The organism is Mesobacillus maritimus, assembly GCF_019749255.1.
Classification (GTDB): Bacteria; Bacillota; Bacilli; order Bacillales; family Cytobacillaceae; genus Mesobacillus_B; species Mesobacillus_B maritimus_A.
In genome coordinates, this window is record NZ_JACWFH010000008.1 from 404,521 (window position 1) to 422,547 (window position 18,027).

17 protein-coding genes are annotated in these 18,027 nt (G+C 37.7%); 16 read left to right on the top strand and 1 reads right to left on the bottom strand.

What is annotated here, in order from left to right; genetic code table 11:
- The first annotated feature begins 70 nt into the window (after positions 1-70).
- The 7 genes from H0185_RS07460 (at position 71) to H0185_RS07490 (ending at position 6,382) form a co-directional block, all read left to right on the top strand.
- Positions 71-802 carry a lysophospholipid acyltransferase family protein gene (locus H0185_RS07460; protein WP_221872662.1) on the top strand — a complete coding sequence of 244 codons (732 nt, stop codon included), beginning with the start codon at positions 71-73 and terminating at the stop codon, positions 800-802.
- Between the two features lie 438 nt (positions 803-1,240).
- Positions 1,241-2,506: a threonine ammonia-lyase IlvA gene (gene ilvA / locus H0185_RS07465; protein ID WP_221872664.1), complete on the top strand. Its 1,266-nt coding sequence runs from the start codon at positions 1,241-1,243 to the stop codon at positions 2,504-2,506.
- A gap of 170 nt (positions 2,507-2,676) precedes the next feature.
- On the top strand, positions 2,677-2,880 hold the full coding sequence (locus H0185_RS07470; RefSeq protein WP_221872666.1) for a twin-arginine translocase TatA/TatE family subunit: 204 nt from the start codon (positions 2,677-2,679) through the stop codon (positions 2,878-2,880).
- A gap of 117 nt (positions 2,881-2,997) precedes the next feature.
- Positions 2,998-3,756: a twin-arginine translocase subunit TatC gene (tatC, locus tag H0185_RS07475; protein WP_221872668.1), complete on the top strand. Its 759-nt coding sequence runs from the start codon at positions 2,998-3,000 to the stop codon at positions 3,754-3,756.
- A gap of 339 nt (positions 3,757-4,095) precedes the next feature.
- The gene (locus tag H0185_RS07480; RefSeq protein ID WP_221872670.1) at positions 4,096-4,938 is read left to right on the top strand and encodes a DegV family protein; all 843 of its coding nucleotides are present in this window, start codon (positions 4,096-4,098) and stop codon (positions 4,936-4,938) included.
- 140 nt (positions 4,939-5,078) lie between these two features.
- Positions 5,079-5,654: an SCO family protein gene (locus H0185_RS07485; protein WP_221872672.1), complete on the top strand. Its 576-nt coding sequence runs from the start codon at positions 5,079-5,081 to the stop codon at positions 5,652-5,654.
- A gap of 143 nt (positions 5,655-5,797) precedes the next feature.
- Complete coding sequence (locus H0185_RS07490; RefSeq protein WP_221872674.1) at positions 5,798-6,382, top strand: YpmS family protein; 585 nt, start codon at positions 5,798-5,800, stop codon at positions 6,380-6,382.
- 94 nt (positions 6,383-6,476) lie between these two features.
- Here H0185_RS07490 and H0185_RS07495 read toward each other — a convergent pair whose 3' ends face one another.
- A complete protein-coding gene (locus H0185_RS07495; RefSeq protein ID WP_221872676.1) occupies positions 6,477-7,220 on the bottom strand; it encodes a DUF4397 domain-containing protein in 744 nt (247 codons plus the stop codon).
- A 401-nt stretch (positions 7,221-7,621) separates the two neighbouring features.
- Here H0185_RS07495 and H0185_RS07500 point away from each other — a divergent pair, with 401 nt between their 5' ends.
- The 9 genes from H0185_RS07500 to H0185_RS07540 all read left to right on the top strand — a co-directional run bounded on the left by H0185_RS07500 (position 7,622) and on the right by H0185_RS07540 (position 17,975).
- The gene (locus tag H0185_RS07500) at positions 7,622-8,119 is read left to right on the top strand and encodes a PTS sugar transporter subunit IIA (RefSeq protein WP_221872678.1); all 498 of its coding nucleotides are present in this window, start codon (positions 7,622-7,624) and stop codon (positions 8,117-8,119) included.
- Positions 8,120-8,300: 181 nt separating this feature from the next.
- The gene (locus tag H0185_RS07505; protein WP_221873074.1) at positions 8,301-8,444 is read left to right on the top strand and encodes a YjcZ family sporulation protein; all 144 of its coding nucleotides are present in this window, start codon (positions 8,301-8,303) and stop codon (positions 8,442-8,444) included.
- 187 nt (positions 8,445-8,631) lie between these two features.
- Positions 8,632-11,310 carry a response regulator gene (locus tag H0185_RS07510; protein ID WP_221872680.1) on the top strand — a complete coding sequence of 893 codons (2,679 nt, stop codon included), beginning with the start codon at positions 8,632-8,634 and terminating at the stop codon, positions 11,308-11,310.
- Positions 11,311-11,582: 272 nt separating this feature from the next.
- Entirely contained in the window at positions 11,583-12,386 is an 804-nt protein-coding gene (locus tag H0185_RS07515; protein WP_246629061.1) for a CheR family methyltransferase, read from the top strand.
- A gap of 4 nt (positions 12,387-12,390) precedes the next feature.
- The gene (locus tag H0185_RS07520) at positions 12,391-13,995 is read left to right on the top strand and encodes an ATP-binding protein (RefSeq protein ID WP_221872682.1); all 1,605 of its coding nucleotides are present in this window, start codon (positions 12,391-12,393) and stop codon (positions 13,993-13,995) included.
- 48 nt (positions 13,996-14,043) lie between these two features.
- Positions 14,044-15,027 carry a S66 peptidase family protein gene (locus tag H0185_RS07525; RefSeq protein ID WP_221872684.1) on the top strand — a complete coding sequence of 328 codons (984 nt, stop codon included), beginning with the start codon at positions 14,044-14,046 and terminating at the stop codon, positions 15,025-15,027.
- A 195-nt stretch (positions 15,028-15,222) separates the two neighbouring features.
- Positions 15,223-16,581 carry an aspartate aminotransferase family protein gene (locus H0185_RS07530; RefSeq protein ID WP_221872686.1) on the top strand — a complete coding sequence of 453 codons (1,359 nt, stop codon included), beginning with the start codon at positions 15,223-15,225 and terminating at the stop codon, positions 16,579-16,581.
- Positions 16,575-17,276, top strand: a complete 702-nt coding sequence (locus H0185_RS07535; RefSeq protein ID WP_221872688.1) for a CoA transferase subunit A — start codon at positions 16,575-16,577, stop codon at positions 17,274-17,276. The genes H0185_RS07530 and H0185_RS07535 overlap by 7 nt, the downstream gene beginning before the upstream one ends.
- Before the next feature lie 33 nt (positions 17,277-17,309).
- Positions 17,310-17,975 (top strand): 3-oxoacid CoA-transferase subunit B, encoded by a 666-nt coding sequence (locus H0185_RS07540; RefSeq protein WP_221872690.1) that lies wholly within the window; start codon positions 17,310-17,312, stop codon positions 17,973-17,975.
- The last annotated feature ends 52 nt before the right edge of the window (positions 17,976-18,027 follow it).

Sequence of the window (18,027 nt, forward strand, 5' to 3'; positions counted from 1 at the left end):
TATAATGGCAGGTTAATAGCTTATCTTTCAGTTATAATATAGTAGGTAAAATAGGTTGAGGAGGAAGGCAATGCTACGTTTGATATTTATTTTTTTATATATGAGTGGCTATTTAGTGTATAGTATCCCAAAGCTAAGAAAAATGCAGGCCCTACCGAAGGGGATGTCTGTAAAAGAAAAAGATATCCTTATTCAGGAGACACCCAAGAAATGGTCGGAAACCATTATGAAAATGACTGGTTCAAAGGTTGAAGTTCGTGGAAATCATAATTTGCCAGATGGCCCTGTTTTAATCGTAGCCAATCATGAGGGGGATTTCGATATCCCGTTGTTGTTAGGTTTTTTAAACAAACCGTTTGGATTTATTTCAAAAATAGAAGTAAAAAAAGTGCCGGTTCTGTCAAAATGGATGGATGTGATGAACTGTGTTTATCTTGATCGAAAGGATCGGCGGCAAGCTGTGCGTTCCATTCGAGAAGGAGTTAAAATGTTAAAGGAAGGGCATAGCATATTAATTTTCCCAGAAGGGACCCGAAGCAAGGGTGGGCCAATTGAGGAGTTTAAATCAGGCAGCCTAAGACTTGCCAAGGATGCGGGTGTTCCGATTGTTCCAGTTTCAATTGAAGGAACGGCTGAAGTATTTGAGAAGAATGGGAGACTAATCAAACCCGCCAACATTACATTGACTATTTGTCCACCAATCTCTTTTGAAGAGTATCAAGAGAAAGAACTAAAAGTTGTCGCAAAAGAACTGAGAGAACTCATTATTATGAATAGAAAAGAATATAAAATTTCCTCATGATAATCCCTGTGCATTTTTTGCGCAGGGTTTTTTAATTCAGAAAGTACACAGTCTTAGCTTGAAAAATGGTTTGACGCATGTGCACTAGCGGCTACGACCTTTGGTCACCGAGTAAAAACTTCGGCTTTTGGAATTTACCACCACAACGATTGCCTCAAACACGGAACGTACCTCAGGCTCTTCATGCTCCTTTATCCTGTTCTAAAATGGCCCCTAATACTTAATAGTCTGTTCGAACTCGATGATGTTTACAGGGGCCGAATCCTTAATAAGCTTTATCTAAGTTGGAACGCTCCAGACCATCCATTACTATAGCAAAGGGCGGTTGGACTTTTCTCATTCGACGCATTAATGTGAAATGTTAAAAAACTTTCATCGATTAACGCTTTTTCATGATATAATGTACCAATTAATTATTTTATGAAACGAGGGTGCTGTATGGAACAAAAAACAGTAGCAAAAAAATGGGTGCAAGTTGAAGATATATTGATTGCCTACAGGCATCTTAAAGAAATTGTTGCCCATACACCACTACAGAAAAATGAGCGACTTTCTGAAAAATATGGGGCGAATGTTTACCTCAAAAGAGAAGACTTGCAACATGTCCGTTCTTTTAAACTAAGAGGGGCTTATTACTCAATGAAACTCTTAGGTAATCATTTAGAAAATGGGGTTGTATGTGCCAGTGCGGGAAATCATGCTCAAGGTGTAGCATTTGCATGTAGACAACTCGGAGTACGAGGGAAAATTTTCGTACCAGCTACTACTCCAAAGCAAAAGGTAAAGCAAATTGAAATGTTTGGGCGTGAATTTGTCGAGATCATTCTTGCTGGTGATTCTTTTGATGATGCATATAGTAAAGCAGTGAGCTGCGCCGAGGAAGAGGAACGTACTTTTATCCATCCGTTTGATGATGAAAAAGTCATTGCTGGACAGGGAACAGTAGCGGTTGAAGTGATGAACGATTGTGAAGAACCCGTTGACTATATTCTTGGAAGTATTGGTGGCGGGGGCTTAATGTCAGGCGTTGGAACCTACATAAAAAGTGTCTCTCCCGCAACGAAAGTAATTGGGGTAGAACCAGCAGGAGCTGCATCAATGAAGGCTTCTATCGCGAATGAAAGTGTCTTGCCACTAGAGAAAATTGATACTTTCATTGATGGAGCCGCGGTGAAATGTGTGGGTTCCAAGACTTACGAGATTTGCAATGAATTACTCGACGATATTGTGGTGGTTCCCGAAGGAAAGGTATGTACGTCAATATTGGAGCTTTATAATGAACATGCTGTTGTAGCTGAACCCGCTGGAGCTATGCCAATAGCTGCTCTTGATTACCTCAAAGATGAGATAAAAGGGAAAACTGTGGTATGTGTCATAAGTGGAGGAAATAATGATATCAGCCGGATGCAGGAAATTAAGGAACGCTCTCTTTTATTTGAAGGACTGCTTCACTACTTTATAGTGGACTTCCCTCAACGAGCAGGTGCATTACGGGAATTCCTCGATGACGTGCTCGCCCCACAAGATGATATTACTAGATTTGAATATACAAAAAAACATAATAAAGAAAGTGGCCCAGCGCTTGTAGGCATTGAACTAAAGGATAAAAATGAATATCCACGTCTAAAAGCAAGTCTTGAAAGAAAAGGCTTCTCCTTTCTCGAATTGAACAAAGATAACCAATTGTTTAATTTACTTGTTTAATAATCATAATAGAGATAAAATGTGTATTGGAATCAAGTATAAATGTTACATGTAGCAAACTAAATTTCATAATGTGAAAGTCTTATGAACATTTATTGCTTAACCACCAAAAATGTAACAAATGCACTATAATTATGGTAGATTTACAATGTGAAAGGAGATGTTGATCAATGTTATCAAACATCGGTGTTCCTGGATTAATTTTAATCCTTGTATTGGCCTTAATCATATTTGGCCCGAAAAAGCTTCCTGAGATTGGTAGAGCTTTTGGTCAAACCCTTCGTGAATTTAAAAAGTCCACTCGTGAGTTGACAAGTGATGTTATGGAAGACCTTGAAGAAGAGAAGAAAGATATTCAAAAATCATTGAAATAGGTGTAGGACGGTTCGATTTTACATCCCTCAGTCTAAAAAATGTCGCATACAAGCTACAGCGCGTGAAAAGTGCTGTAGCTTTTCTAAATACGCAACCACGTTTGGTAGGGGAGATTTATGGAAGATAAAGAACTTAATGTAGTAGATCACTTGGATGAGCTAAGAAAAAGATTGATAATCACCGTTTTTGCCTTTTTAGTCTTTTTCGTCGTGGGTTTTGTCTTTGTTGAAGAAATCTATCATTTCTTTGTTCGGGACTTGGATGTCAAACTAGTAGTTCTTGGACCAAGTGATATCGTTTGGATTTATTTTATGATTGCCACGGTGATTGCCGTAGCTGGAACAATTCCGGTGCTCGCAACACAAATATGGCTTTTCGTTAAGCCTGCTTTAAAACCGATTGAGCGAAAAATGACGCTTTCCTATATTCCGGCTTTGTTCATCCTTTTTATTGTAGGTCTTTTGTTTGGATATTTTGTCATTTTCCCAACAATTTTAAACTTTTTAGTTGAACTTAGCGGTGACATGGTAGCCACGAATTTTACAGCTGATAAGTATTTCCGTTTTATTTTGAATATGACCATACCTTTTGGTGTGCTTTTCCTAATGCCTGTAGTCGTTATGTTCCTAACTTCCTTAGGGATTATTAATCCTTATTTCCTTGCGAAAATCCGTAAATATGCTTATTTTGTGTTAGTAGTTGTTGCGGTTGTCATTTCACCGCCAGATATGATGTCTGATTTTCTTGTAACCATCCCATTGTTATTCCTATATGAAATCAGTATTAATCTTTCGAAAGTTGTCTATAGAAGAAAGCTGAAAAAGGAAAAAGAATGGGAAGAGCAAATGGGCTATGATGAGGAAAATCAAGATTAAGGATGTCTTCGGGTTATTTAAGGAAATTATCTAAAAGTTTTAAGACTAGTAAAAAGATCAGACACAAATTCAGAGTACAATAAGGTATAATATATTATGGGTAAGTAAAGCGGATAGATTTTTTGTTAGACAACTTGTTGTTCAAGTATAAGAGATGAAAAATAACGCTTTCCTCTTAAGGTGCCTACTAGGCACCTTTTATTTTATTCAAGCAACGTTTCAACAATCATGGCAGATGGATTCTTTAACGGTAAGTCTTCAATAGAAGCAAAGTACTTGGAGCAGAATCAAAGCCGAGGCATCAAGTTGAAAAAAATTGTACTTTAGAAAGGGATAGGTATGGCGAAAGTTAAAATTGTAACAGATTCTACAGTGGACTTAAGTGATGAGGATTTTCAAAAATACGGTATACATGTGGTTCCCTTAGCAATCACCATTGATGAGGAGAACTTTCTAGATCGTGTAAATATAACCCCAAGTCAATTCATGGAAAAAATGAAGAATTCTAAAGAGCTTCCGAAAAGTTCACAGCCTCCAGTAGGAGAATTTGTAAAAGTATATGAACAATATGCTGAGGAAGGTTATGAAATTCTCTCGATACATATGACGGGCGGAATGAGTGGAACTGTGGGATCTGCAGAAACTGCAGCAGGAATGGTTGCGGGTCATGTGAAGGTCATTGATTCGCGGTTTATTTCTAAGGCCCTAGCTTTTCAAGTGATAGAGGCAGCCATATTGGCTAAACAAGGGAAGAGTATGGATGAAATTGTGGCAAGACTTGATGAAATTAGAGGTCAGACCCAGCTCTTTGTTGTGGTGAATACTCTTGAGAATTTAGTTAAGGGTGGTAGGATTGGAAAAGGAAAAGCAATGATTGGTTCATTGTTAAATATTAAACCAATCGCATCACTTGAAGGCGGAGTTTATACTCCTGTTTCAAAGGCCCGAAGTCATTCACAGGTTGTTAAGTTTCTTGCACAAAAATTTGCCGAGGATGCAAAAGGGAAAATGATAAAAGGTGTTGGTCTTGTTCATGCAGATGGTTCTGAACTTGCTGAAAAATTAAAGACAGCAATCATCGAATTTACGGGCTATCGTGATATCCATATTGAAGATACAACTCCTATTGTTAGCACGCACACAGGCCCTGGTGCTATTGGATTCATGTATTACCTAGAATAATCCTCAGGGACTCGTTTTTCATAAAAGGACAGGTACCTCTAGGGTAGCACTAACTTTACCTGGAGCACTTTCTCTTCCTTAATGGAAAGACCTTTGCTAGAATGAGGATGGTATCATATTGAATTTAGTGGGGGAAAGTCATGAAAAAACAAGTGTATGCTGTATTGCTCGCAGCTATATTGGTAATGGCTGCTTGTGGACAAAAAGGGATAGAAGGGGCATTAAACTGGCCAATTGAGAATTTCAATTCAATTAATCACAATGGTGAAGACTTTTCACTTGATGATTTAAAGGGAAAGGTCTGGGTGGCAGATTTTATTTTTACAAATTGTGCGGATGTTTGTCCACCAATGACTGCGAATATGAAAAAACTGCAACAAATGGTAAACGAAGAGAAGCTTGAAGATGTGGAGTTTGTCTCTTTTAGCGTCGACCCAAAAGTGGATACTCCGGAAGTCCTTCAAGAATATGGCGAGCGCTTTTATGTTGATTTTGAAAACTGGAATATGTTAACTGGTTATACGCAGGATGAAATCGAAACCTTTGCTATGGACAACTTTAAGACATTAGTTGTTAAACCAGAGGAGGGTGATCAGGTGGTTCATCAGACATATTTCTACCTAGTGAACCAAGAAGGGGAAATTATGAAGCAATATTCTGGTTTAAATGATATCCCTTATGAGGAAATTATTAATGATATAAAAGCATTAAAATAGACCTTTTAAAGGTCTATTTTTTTGATTTGAAGTTTGCTCATTAGCAAGAGAATGTGTCAATGTAGTAAATGAATGATATAATATTATGAAAAATAATTGAAGGGTTATTTGTAAAGTCCATAAAGAGGAGAGCTTTCGTATTAATGAAGAATAAATGGAAAGTTGCATTTTTTATTTTACTCGGAGTTGTTGGAATTCTTATCGTAACCTTATTCATAATGGCTAGTACCCCATTTAATCGGCCGGAAACAGATTACAAGGATGTCGGCATTACAGAAGATGAACATGTATCGTTTTTAGTTCGAACGAATAAAGCGGATTTGAATAAAGTCATTAATCATTATCTGGTCGAAGAAGGCTTTACTGGACCGATTGAATATCAAGTATTTGTGAAAGATCATGTTGAGTTATATGGGACGGTTCCTGTTTTTGGGCAAAACTTAGAAATGCTGCTGACTTTTGAACCACAAGCACTTGAAAATGGAGATCTCTTGTTAAAACAGAAGTCGATTTCTATCGGGGCTTTGAACCTTCCTGTAACTTATGTCATGAAGATCATTCAGCAAAATTATAAGCTTCCAAACTGGGTAGTAATAGAGCCAAACAATGAAAGTATCTATGTCTCTCTACAGGAAATGGAACTTAAAAGTGATATAAAAGTCAGGGCAAATTCCTTTAATTTAAAGCGGGATGATATTTCATTCACGCTATGGGTGCCTGTGAAATAAAACCAACTAAAAGGGTGTCTCCATAGGGACACCCTTGAAATTTAGCAGTGCATAATCAACTGGTTGAAAAAAGAGCCACTAAAGGCCAGAAATCCTAACGAGGGTGGGAATCACTCCATAAAAGAATATCATTGTCTAAAATGAAACCGGTATAAGCTGTATTGGGTTCAAGCGAGAGGATTGGTAAATGGACGGTTACCTCATTTGTTCCAGATTTTCTCGCTTCAAGTTCAAGCTTCATCGGGGTAACGCCAAGATAGTTAGTAGCAGAACAGTAAGTAAGCTTAGGGAAGATTACGTCTCTTTTTTTTACGGCAATATCAATCTCTTGCTCATTAGGTGACAGATGTAGGAACCGAATTTTTGCTTCCCCTTTAGGAACTGCAGGCTGATCTTCGAAAGCTAGTAGCCTCTGATTTCGAGAATCATTAGTCGTTACCAAGGTATAATATCTTCCAGCAGCAAAATACATATTCTTTTTAAGAAGCTGTTGACTAGTTTTTCCTGCTACATTTATTTTTATTTGATGTTTGCCAGGAGGAACTAAAAGGTAATGATTCATATCGCTACAAGAATAATTGGTTATGAAAGGGGCGCCATCTAAAAAGATATCTAGTTTTTGGTTTGTTTTATCAACATGGAAAATTCTGAATTGTGCTGGTAAAAGTTGTGAATGATATGTTTTGAGAATTCCTTGTGTTTCTTTATTAAGGTTTTTTATGTGCAGCAAATAAAAATAAATATGGAGACTCGGATTTCTATATTTATAAAAATCAGCAATTTCTTGGTACATGGCCGCTTTGGATATATAATTTGGCAGGTTTTCTTTCACGGTCATATCCTTCTCCCTTACAAATAATCTTAGAATCTGTTTACATAGCCGAATTCATCTCTATATATTATGGTTGGGATGGCAGACATGTGCCCAAGAGATAAATGATTCCTTGTTATGTACTAAATATTAGCCCAAAGCAAGTAGTACACCCTTGCGAAAAAAGATAAAAAGGTTAAATCTGGTTGCTTCAGAGGAAGTAAAATTTAGGTTTGTTATGAGGATTGTTAGGCAAAATAGGATTGTGTAAAAGTCACGAGTTAACCAAAACAGTAAGGTAGGTTTGCTTTTGGCGTGAATCTGAGAAGTATTGTGCTTTTATAATTCCAACAAGCCATATTACTTGACTTTAATTGTGGGTAGTTTTAACATTACCTTTTTAAAGTCACCGAAAGGAATGTTCTTCTATGTTAAAAAAGTTATTTGGCAAAAAGGAAGTAATTAAAACCGTTCAATTATTTGCTCCAATTACTGGTAATGCTGTAACGCTTGATAAGGTTCCTGACCCTGTTTTTTCAGAAAAGATGATGGGTGATGGAATAGCGATAGATCCAACGGAAGGTTTAGCTGTGTCTCCGGTAGATGGTGAAATTGTCCAAGTGTTTCCGACTAAGCATGCCATTGGGATCCGAGCAAAAAATGGTGCAGAAATTCTAATCCATATTGGCCTTGAAACAGTCTCTCTAAACGGCGAAGGGTTCGAGACTTTTGTAAAAGAGGGCGACAAAGTAAAGGTTGGGGATAAACTTGTTTCATTTGACCTTGATATTATTAAAACAAAAGCAAAGAGCACGATAACGCCAATTATTATTACAAATACAGATCAGGCTGCATCGCTTGAAGCGAAGGCACAAGGGCAAGTTGAAAAAGGCAATACCCCAGTGCTTGAAGTGACATTTAATTAATAGTAGGAAAAAGGTGAAGTACCTATTCAGGTACTCACCTTTTTTGTTTCGAGTGATGTTGTAAAGAAATATAGGCGAATGCACAAACAGGTCAAGTACCCACGGCATAAGGTAGAAGTGTAAGAAATATAGTAAAGAGGAGAGATGTTTCATGCATCATTATGCAAATCAACCAGCACCTATGTCACCTGTTGCTGACTACGGTTATTGCGGTGGATACCCTTATGCCGGTGTTGCAGGTGTGGGGACTAACAACACATTTGTTTTAGTCGTGGTACTATTTATTTTGCTTATCATTATTGGATGTAGCTGTGGAAATTGGTAATATAGATAAAAAAAATTGTCCGGTATCTCGGACAATTTTTTTTTTGCTTATGAAACAATCAGGTACTTCATAATCTTTGATATCATAGAATTAAGAATTTGATTGACATCCCCTAGTAAAAAGCTTATATATAAATCAGAATCTTTTACAAAAATGGGTGTAATTATCCAATTAAGAGGGTTGAAAAATGAAATTTGCTACTAGGTTATATGTTGGTTTTGGTATCCTCATTATCATGATGACGATACTGCTTTTGGTTAATATTAATATTCAGAGTAAACAGTCAGAAGATGTTAAGGAGCTGGTAAAAGAGCGTTACCAAAAAATCAAACTCCTTAATGAAATCCGCGAAGATGCATTTTATGTTCATGCAGATATAGAGGGAGAATATGTTTCAGCGACTGACAATAACCTAAAATCCATTCATGAAATTATGTTTGATCTTCAGCAGAATATGGATACACTTCTTGAATTCAGTTCAGGAGAACAAGAAAAGCAGGATTTTATTAAATTGAAACTACAAATAGAAAGTTTCAAAGAGACGATTGATAAAATTGATGAGAAAAAAATTGAATTGGAAAATATAGAAGGTTCCCTTCGTATGGCTAGACAGGGGAGGGATGAGATTCTATCAAATATTACAATTTTAATAGAGAATCAAGAAACCGTTATGGACAATACTATCGAAGAAACAGAGCAAAGATTGAATGCTGCAGTGAATACTGGGATTATATCAATCGCTTTAGGAATTATTATCGGTATTGCTTTGTCCTTCTGGTCAATTAAAACGATTACTACTAGGCTAAGGAAGCTCAAGGAAGTGATGAAAAGTGTGGGAAATGGCTCGGAGCAGCTACCACGCATAATCGTAGCAAAGGATGACGAAATAGGTGAGATTGCAAATGCTTATAACGAAATGGCTGGGGAATTAGAAAGTCATGAGCGAAAAGAAAGGATCTATAAGGAAAGTATAGAAAACCAAAATGCAATAAAAACACAGCTTGCTGAGCTATCAATGCTTTCTCAAGAAATACATGACTTAAAGAGTCTTGGGCAGGAATACATTCAAGCCATTATCCCTGCTGTTAACGCTTGCTCTGGTGTGATTTACTTGAAAATAGAAAAGGAAAAACGCCCATATCTAAAAAAGCTCGCTTCCTATGCCAATGACAAGGCAAAAGAGGAAATAGAAATAGGTGAGGGTTTACTAGGACAATGTTTGCAGGATGGAAGGCCGATAAGACTTTTTGACATTCCTAAGGATTTTATTCGGATTTCCTCAGGGTTAATGGAAACAAAACCACGGAGTATGTTAATCTTGCCAATTAAGCTAGATGGAGAAATACTTGCGGTCATTGAACTCGCCAGCTTATATGATTTTACGAATACACATGAAAGCTTCCTCCAGCAAACTAGTGACCAATTAGGGAGCATTATTAATCGAATTCAAAAGCAAATGCAGGTGAGACAGCTTTTAGATGAAACCAAAACGCTGAACGATGAGCTACAAAATCAGTCGGAGGAATTACAATTACAACAAGAAGAATTAAAAACAATGAATGAAGAATTAGAGTCACAATATCGTCAGTCTGAAAAGCGGACAAGTGATTTACAGCAGGCAAAGGCGGCGCTTGAGGAGAAAACCAAACAGGTACTGCTCAGTTCGCAATACAAGTCAGAATTTCTAGCAAATATGTCTCATGAACTTCGAACGCCGCTAAATAGTCTATTAATATTAGCTCAAATCCTAGTTGAGAACAAGGAAGGAAATTTAACAGACAAGCAAACGGAATATGCTAATACGATTTATTCATCGGGAAAGGACCTCCTAGAATTAATCAACGATATATTAGATTTATCGAAAATTGAATCAGGTAAACTAGATTTCAATATAGGGGAAATTGACATAAGGGGCGTTGTAACCTTCGTTAATAACCAATTTAGTGCCCTTGCAGAAAAAAAGGGGATTGATTTTAAAGTAAGAATTGAGGAAGATGTACCTGCAATTCTTTACTCAGATGAACAGAAAATCTATCAAGTTATGAAAAATCTAGTTTCAAACGCAATAAAATTCACAGAAATAGGAAGTGTGAAATTAAGAGTATTTAAACCTATTCCAGAAAAAAACGATGTCATTGCTTTTGCTGTTAGTGACACGGGTATCGGAATATCTGATGAGAAACAAGACTTGATCTTTGAAGCGTTTCAACAGGCGGATGGTACAACCAGTCGGAGGTTTGGTGGCACTGGGTTGGGGCTTTCAATTAGTAAAGGAATGGCTGACCTTGTAGGAGGATCAATCTCAGTTGAGAGTGTTGAAGGTCAAGGAAGTACGTTTACTTTCTACTTACCTCTTAATCTCAATGAAAGTGTAGCCACAAGTAGTGCCAACCAAGAAGTTGCTGCTACAGTTGAAGAAAGTTCCTCTGCTAGTCCTGACTCTGAATTCTTATTGGTTCCGGAGGATGTTAGTAAGGGACAAGAAGATATCCTTTCTGGTAAAAGTGTTCTCTTGGTAGATGACGATATGAGGAATGTATTTGCACTGACAACTGTACTTGAGGAAGTCGGGATTAAGGTATTATTCGCTGAGAATGGTAGAGAAGCATTAATGACTTTGGAGGAGACTTCAGAGATTGATTTAATCCTTATGGATATAATGATGCCAGAGATGGATGGATATGAGGCCATAAAAAGGATACGCGCCATAAATAAGTATGAGCAATTACCAATTATTGCTTTAACGGCTAAAGCAATGAAGGATGATCGGGAAAAATGTTTGAAAGCTGGTGCCTCAGATTATATTAGCAAGCCGGTAAATCTAGAACAACTGCTATCCCTACTGAAGGTATGGTTATATAAATAGGTTCTTTTCTCAAACATTGTTGATCTTGGATAAAATAGGTTGGAATAAGCTTCGTTGATTACAAAGTAGCCTTGAATTAGGAGAAAAGAGAGTGCAAACTTCCTGCGACGTACAATAGAGTATATCTTACGTTAAAATCGCTTTTAGGATTTTAGATACAATCTTTACCGAAACAGCCTATAAAGAAGCAGGGGGTTTTAGCCATTGATAGCATTCTTAGTAATGAAAAAAATCTAATCCACAACACGAGTACAGATTTAGAAAGTGTAGAATTGGATCTATTGCTAGAAGGAATTTATCGATACTATGGGTATGATTTTAGAAATTATTCTTTATCTTCGATTCAAAGAAGGGTTTGGCATCGAATTCAAAGGGAAAAACTCGAATCTATCACTGCCCTCTTAAATAACGTTTTACATGACCCGTTGATGATGGAAAAGTTGTATCTTGATTTTTCCATCAATATTACAGAAATGTTTAGAGACCCATCCTTCTTTAAAGCGCTTAGACAAAAGGTGTTACCTAAATTAATGTATTTACCAAGTATTAGAATTTGGCATGCAGGATGTTCAACCGGTGAAGAAGCTTATTCTATGGCTATCTTACTTCATGAATTAGGAATATTGGGGAAAACGAGGATTTATGCGACGGATATGAATAATCATGTCCTTAAACAAGCAAAGCTTGGGTATTTCCCTCTTCATAAAATGAAGGACTATACTAGTAATTATGTGCATTCGGATGGGAGAAATGACTTCTCTGAATACTATACCGTCCGGGACAATCATGCTATTTTTCATCAAGAACTATCCAAGAATATTGTGTTTGCTCAACATAATTTAGTTACCGATGGGTCTTTTAATGAGTTTCATCTCATTGTATGCAGGAATGTGCTGATTTATTTTAATCGAGAATTACAAGCAAGGGTTCATCATCTATTTCTTAATAGTTTAAGTTCAAATGGATTTTTGGCTTTGGGGAACCGAGAAGGACTTTCTTTTCCAAATAATGAACAGTACTATTATCCTATTGATGATGAAGAAAGGATTTATCGGAGAATGAAAGGAGGGCAGTGAGAAAATGGATAATCAAATGGTCAATATTTTATTGGTTGATGATCGAGAAGAAAATTTACTTGCACTGGAAGCGGTTCTCACTTCCCCTAATTACCGCTTAATTAAAGCTCATTCAGGGAGTGACGCCTTGAAGTGTATCCTACGGGAAGAATTTGCGGTTATTATTATGGATGTACAAATGCCTGATATGAATGGGTTTGAAACAGCTAAAATGATACGAAAGCGAGAGAAATCGAAGGATGTCCCAATTATCTTTGTGACTGCGTTAAGTCAGACCAATGAAAACGTGATGCAAGGCTACTCGGTGGGAGCAATTGATTATATCATTAAACCATTTGATCCCACTATTTTGAAATGCAAAGTGAATGGATTTGTATCCTTATTCTTAAATCAGAAAAAAGTAGAAGAACAAGCTAAAATTATTATTGCTAGAACAAGGGAATTAGAGGAAGCAAATCAAGCATTAAAGAAAAATGAAGAAATGCTCGAAGCACTTGTTATCAAAAGGACAGATGAATTAACTACCATTAATCATAAACTATTGGAGAGTGAAGAAAAGTATCGTAGGTTGGTTGAGGAATCTCCAGAAGCCATTATTTTAACAAAGCAAAGTCATGAAAAACCTACATTTGTTAACCAAACAGCTGTTAAACTGTTAAAGGCTGCATCAAAAGAAGAGGTTCAAAATCGTTCATTATTTGATTATGTCCACCCTGAAGATCATAACAAAGTTCGAAGGATATTCTTAGAAAATAGGGAAGGGCATAATATCTATGAATGTCGGATTCTTACCTTGAATGAGGAAATCCTTCATGTCGAAGTCAAAAGCATCCCATTTGATTATCAAGGTGAACCCTGTTTACATATTTTAGTGAGAGATATTACAGAGTTAAAGCAAAGTCGAGAATATATGCACCAAACGGAAAAATTAACGGTTGTCGGAGAGCTTGCTGCGGGTATTGCCCATGAGATTCGCAATCCCTTGACCAGTTTAAAAGGGTTTACGCAATTATTGGGAGATAAGATTGATTCCAATCAAGATTATATGGATATCATGATTACAGAAATTGAACGGATTAATACAATTGTGAGTGAACTTCTGTTATTAGCAAAACCGAGAAAATTAGACTTTAAGGAACTTAACATTGGAATAGTGCTAAAGAAAATCATTACGCTTATGGAAGCCCAAGCAAATCTATATGGGGTTAAAATTAAGTGCAATGATTGTGAGGAGATTCCTTCATTTATCATTCACGGAGAGGAAAACAAACTCAAACAAGTCTTTATCAATCTTTTGAAAAATGCAATTGAGGCAATGCAAGAAGGTGGCGAAATTACGATTTCGGTTCAAAGACGTGAAAAGGACGTTGAAATTAAATTTATCGATGGTGGGAGTGGAATAGCTCCTGAGGTTCTTTCCAAAATTGGACAACCATTTTTTACAACGAAAGAAAAAGGGACAGGCTTAGGATTGATGGTATGTTATAGCATCGTTGAGAGCCATCAGGGAAAAATGGACATTGATAGTAAAAGTGGTGAAGGAACAACTGTATCCATTTTGCTGCCACTCTATCAAACTAAAGAAAATGAAATAGAATATACGACATAATCATCTAGTCGCATGTTTTTTATCAAAAGACACTGGAAAGGAAAAGAAATGATCCCACAAAGATTAAAACCTGGTGACGAAATTAGAATTATTGCTCCCTCAACAAGTATGGCACTTGTTAAGGGAAAACAAATCGATATTGCCATGAATCGCCTAAGTGACCTAGGGTTTCATGTAACATTTGGGAGACACTGTGAAAATCATGATGAATTTTTTAGTACCTCTATCGAAGACCGGATTAGTGATTTGCATGAGGCTTTTGCAAATCGGAATGTTAAAGCGGTATTAACCTCGATAGGTGGCTATAATTCCAATCAGCTTTTAGCTTATATTGATTATCAACTAATCGCGGAGAATCCGAAAATCCTTTGTGGCTATAGTGATATTACTTCGCTCCTTTTGGCTATTTATCATAAAACGGGTCTTATTACCTATTCAGGCCCTCATTTTTCTAGCTTTGGGATGAAACATGGCTTTGAATACACATTAAGATATTTTTTAGAAGCTGTTACGAATGATGCTCCATTTGACATTGAACCGTCAGAACAGTGGTCAGATGACGCATGGTTTTTAGAGCAAGATCAAAGGACCTTTGTTCAAAATGATGGTTATACGATTCTACAGGAGGGGAGTGCAACAGGTAACCTGATTGGAGGAAACCTTTCGACAATCAACCTTCTTCAAGGAACTGAATATATGCCATCATTAGCAAACAGCATTCTCTTTATTGAGGATGATGAAGAGACGCACGCAAGAATTTTTGAGCGACAACTTCAATCCCTCCTTCATCAACCAGAGGCTAAGGGAATCCGTGCGATTTTAATTGGAAGGTTTCAAAACAACTCGCAAATAACTGAACCCGCATTGGAGAAAATCATAGCAACTAAACAGGAACTTCGTGGAATCCCTGTCATTGCAAATGTAAATATAGGTCATGTTCATCCATTTGCAACAATTCCAATAGGGTCACAAGCATCCATTACTGCGGTTGGCAATCATATTGAAATAAGTATTGATCAAAGTAAAATATAGGAATAATGATGAACTGGTACCTAGGAAGGGGTGCCAGTTTTTATTTGTTCTGACTTCCTGAAAGGGGGCAAGCCTACTGGTTTTTACGGTAAATTCAATAACAATCATTAAGAAAGATTTCTACTCTCTTCTCATATAAATTAGAGAACAACTATATAGGTTTAGCATGTTTTCTAGGGAAGCGGAGTGAGATAAATGGGTCGAACCTATTTGATTAAGCCAGATTTGGATGAAGACTACCCGGTAATTGATTACGGCAAGGGGGTATATTTATTTGATGTTGCCGGCAAACGATATCTTGATGCCTCCTCTGGTGCTGTCACGGCTAATATTGGCCATGGTGTCGAAGAAATTAATGAAGCCATGATGGAACAAGCTAAAAAAGTTTCGTTTGTTTACAGATCGCAATTCACTAGTAAGGCAGCTGAAAAACTTGCAGAGAAAATAGCCTTAACCATGCCAGGTGACCTGAATTGGAGTTTCTTTGTGAACAGTGGGTCGGAAGCGACGGAGACTGCTATGAAGATCGCCATTCAGTACTGGCAAGAAAAGGGGCGTCCACTTAAAACCAAAATACTTTCTAGATGGGTTAGCTATCATGGAATTACGATTGGTGCTTTATCAATGTCAGGTCATCCTGCCCGAAGATCTAGGTTTGTGCCACTATTAGCAGACTTTCCTGTGGTTTCGCCACCCTACTGTTATCGATGTCCATACAATAAAAACCCTAGAAACTGTAGCTATGAATGTGCTAAGGAATTGGATGTAGCTTTTAGAAGGATTGGACCTGAGTCTATCGCTGGTTTTATTGCAGAACCAATTGTCGGGGCTGCTGGAGGAGCGATAACTCCACCTAAGGATTATTATAAAATCATAAAAGAGATTTGTGAGAAGCATGATATTTTATTTATTGCGGATGAAGTCATGACGGGGTTTGGCCGAACCGGAACCATGTTAGCAAGCGAGCATTGGGGGATTGTTCCTGACATTGTCTCCCTTGGGAAAGGAATGGGGGCTGGTTATGCCCCTATTGCTGCAACACTTGTAACGGAAAGGGTTATGGAACCAATAAGGAAAGGCTCTAAAGTAATCATGAGCGGACATACCTTAAGTGCAAATCCGCAATCTTCAGCGGTTGCACTTAGTGTATTGGAGTATTTGGAAAAAAACAACGTTATAGATGACGTTGATGCAAAAGGAACCTATTTAAAAAATCTACTTGAAAAATTAAAGATTGTTTTTCCATTTATTGGGGATGTAAGAGGGATGGGGTTGTTAATTGGAATAGAGTTTGTTCGGAATCCCAAAACAAAGCAGTCCTTTGCAAGTGAGTTGAATATGACGGAAAAGATAGTAAGAGCAGCAAAGGATGTGGGTCTTTTGCTTTATCCTGCTACAGCAGGGGAGGATGGGAAAAGTGGAGATGCGATTATCATTTCTCCCCCCCTTATCGTCACGAAGCGGGAAATAGAGGAGCTTGTAAGCTTGTTTAAAATGGCCCTTACAAAAGTAAAACAAGAATTAGAAACAGAAGGGGTAAACACAGAATGGTAGAGTTGCAAAATCCTTTTAAGAAGATTACTTCATTGGATGTGGCACTCGAACAGCTTCACGATGGCATGACCATTATGTTTGGTGGTTTTGGGGGTGTAGGGTCGCCACCAACTTTAATAGAAGGAATGATTGCTAAGAATTTAACGGACTTGACCTTAATAGGGAATGATACCGGATTTCCTCAAATCGGCATTGGAAAAATAGTAAGTCAAGGGAGAGTAAGAAAAATCATTGCCTCCCATATCGGGTCAAACCCTATCGCAGGTAGGCTAATGAACGAAGGACGGTTAGAAGTTGAATTCTCACCTCAAGGAACCCTTGTCGAAAGAATCCGGGCCGGGGGGATGGGATTAGGAGCTATACTATCAGATGTAGGGATTGACAACGAGATAGTCTCTGCGGGGAAAAAACGAATAGAGTTAAATGGTAGGACATATTTAGTGGAACCAGCTTTAACTGCTCAAGTCTCAATTGTCTATGCAAAGAAGGCGGACCCCTATGGCAACCTAATCTATGATAAAAGTGCTAGGAATACGAATCCACTCGTAGCAATGGCAGGAAATTTCACGATTGCAGAGGTAGAGGAAATTGTCCCTCTTGGGAGTCTAAGTCCAGAGGAAATCGTAACTCCAGGAGTTTTTGTCGATATGATCATACTCTCAAGTGGAGTGAACTGGAAATGGGCATGGGAGTAGAAATAGACACCGGTTGAGTAGGAGGCGCAGATTATGGGCTTGAACCTGGATGTTCGGAACAAGATGGCGAAACGGGCAGCTGAGGAAATAACTGACGGAATGGTTGTTAATCTCGGAATTGGTATCCCTTCTCTTGTTCCCAATCATCTTCCGGAAACGATGACGGTCATGTTCCATGCAGAAAATGGAATCCTTGGGATGGGTCCATCTCCTGCTACAGGCAAAGAAGACGGAAATCTATGTAATGCAGGTGGTTTTCCAGTTACGGTTGTTCCAGGAGCTTCTTACTTTGACAGTGTGACAGCCTTTGGCATGATTCGTCGAGGAAAAATTGATGTTTCTATTCTTGGTTCTTTACAAGTAAGTAGTACAGGAGATTTAGCAAACTGGATTATTCCAGGAAAAAAGGTGCCAGGAATGGGCGGCGCCATGGAGTTGGCATCAAAAGCGAACAAGTTAATTGTTTTAATGAACCACACAGATAAAACAGGGAGACCGAAAATCTTAGAAAAATGCACGCTTCCTCTTACTGCGAAAAAATGCGTGGATTTAATCATAACTGAGTTGGCAGTATTTGAGATTGTCAATGAGAAGCTTATGTTAATTCAGCACTTTCATACCACCACTGTTGATGAAATTATCTCTAAAACGGCATGTGATATTTTAATAGCGGAAAACTTAAAAGTCATTGACTTTTAAGTTTCAAGATATAGTTCTGGTGGAAAAACATATGTGTTTTCAGTTTAACAAC

What these genes read in the sequence shown, in the direction of transcription:
- H0185_RS07460 (WP_221872662.1), top strand. Translation starts at nt 71, where the DNA reads ATGCTACGTTTGATATTTATTTTTTTATATATGAGTGGCTATTTAGTG.
- ilvA (WP_221872664.1), top strand. Translation starts at nt 1,241, where the DNA reads ATGGAACAAAAAACAGTAGCAAAAAAATGGGTGCAAGTTGAAGATATA.
- H0185_RS07470 (WP_221872666.1), top strand. Translation starts at nt 2,677, where the DNA reads ATGTTATCAAACATCGGTGTTCCTGGATTAATTTTAATCCTTGTATTG.
- tatC (WP_221872668.1), top strand. Translation starts at nt 2,998, where the DNA reads ATGGAAGATAAAGAACTTAATGTAGTAGATCACTTGGATGAGCTAAGA.
- H0185_RS07480 (WP_221872670.1), top strand. Translation starts at nt 4,096, where the DNA reads ATGGCGAAAGTTAAAATTGTAACAGATTCTACAGTGGACTTAAGTGAT.
- H0185_RS07485 (WP_221872672.1), top strand. Translation starts at nt 5,079, where the DNA reads ATGAAAAAACAAGTGTATGCTGTATTGCTCGCAGCTATATTGGTAATG.
- H0185_RS07490 (WP_221872674.1), top strand. Translation starts at nt 5,798, where the DNA reads ATGAAGAATAAATGGAAAGTTGCATTTTTTATTTTACTCGGAGTTGTT.
- H0185_RS07495 (WP_221872676.1), bottom strand. Translation starts at nt 7,220, where the DNA reads ATGACCGTGAAAGAAAACCTGCCAAATTATATATCCAAAGCGGCCATG.
- H0185_RS07500 (WP_221872678.1), top strand. Translation starts at nt 7,622, where the DNA reads ATGTTAAAAAAGTTATTTGGCAAAAAGGAAGTAATTAAAACCGTTCAA.
- H0185_RS07505 (WP_221873074.1), top strand. Translation starts at nt 8,301, where the DNA reads ATGTCACCTGTTGCTGACTACGGTTATTGCGGTGGATACCCTTATGCC.
- H0185_RS07510 (WP_221872680.1), top strand. Translation starts at nt 8,632, where the DNA reads ATGAAATTTGCTACTAGGTTATATGTTGGTTTTGGTATCCTCATTATC.
- H0185_RS07520 (WP_221872682.1), top strand. Translation starts at nt 12,391, where the DNA reads ATGGATAATCAAATGGTCAATATTTTATTGGTTGATGATCGAGAAGAA.
- H0185_RS07525 (WP_221872684.1), top strand. Translation starts at nt 14,044, where the DNA reads ATGATCCCACAAAGATTAAAACCTGGTGACGAAATTAGAATTATTGCT.
- H0185_RS07530 (WP_221872686.1), top strand. Translation starts at nt 15,223, where the DNA reads ATGGGTCGAACCTATTTGATTAAGCCAGATTTGGATGAAGACTACCCG.
- H0185_RS07535 (WP_221872688.1), top strand. Translation starts at nt 16,575, where the DNA reads ATGGTAGAGTTGCAAAATCCTTTTAAGAAGATTACTTCATTGGATGTG.
- H0185_RS07540 (WP_221872690.1), top strand. Translation starts at nt 17,310, where the DNA reads ATGGGCTTGAACCTGGATGTTCGGAACAAGATGGCGAAACGGGCAGCT.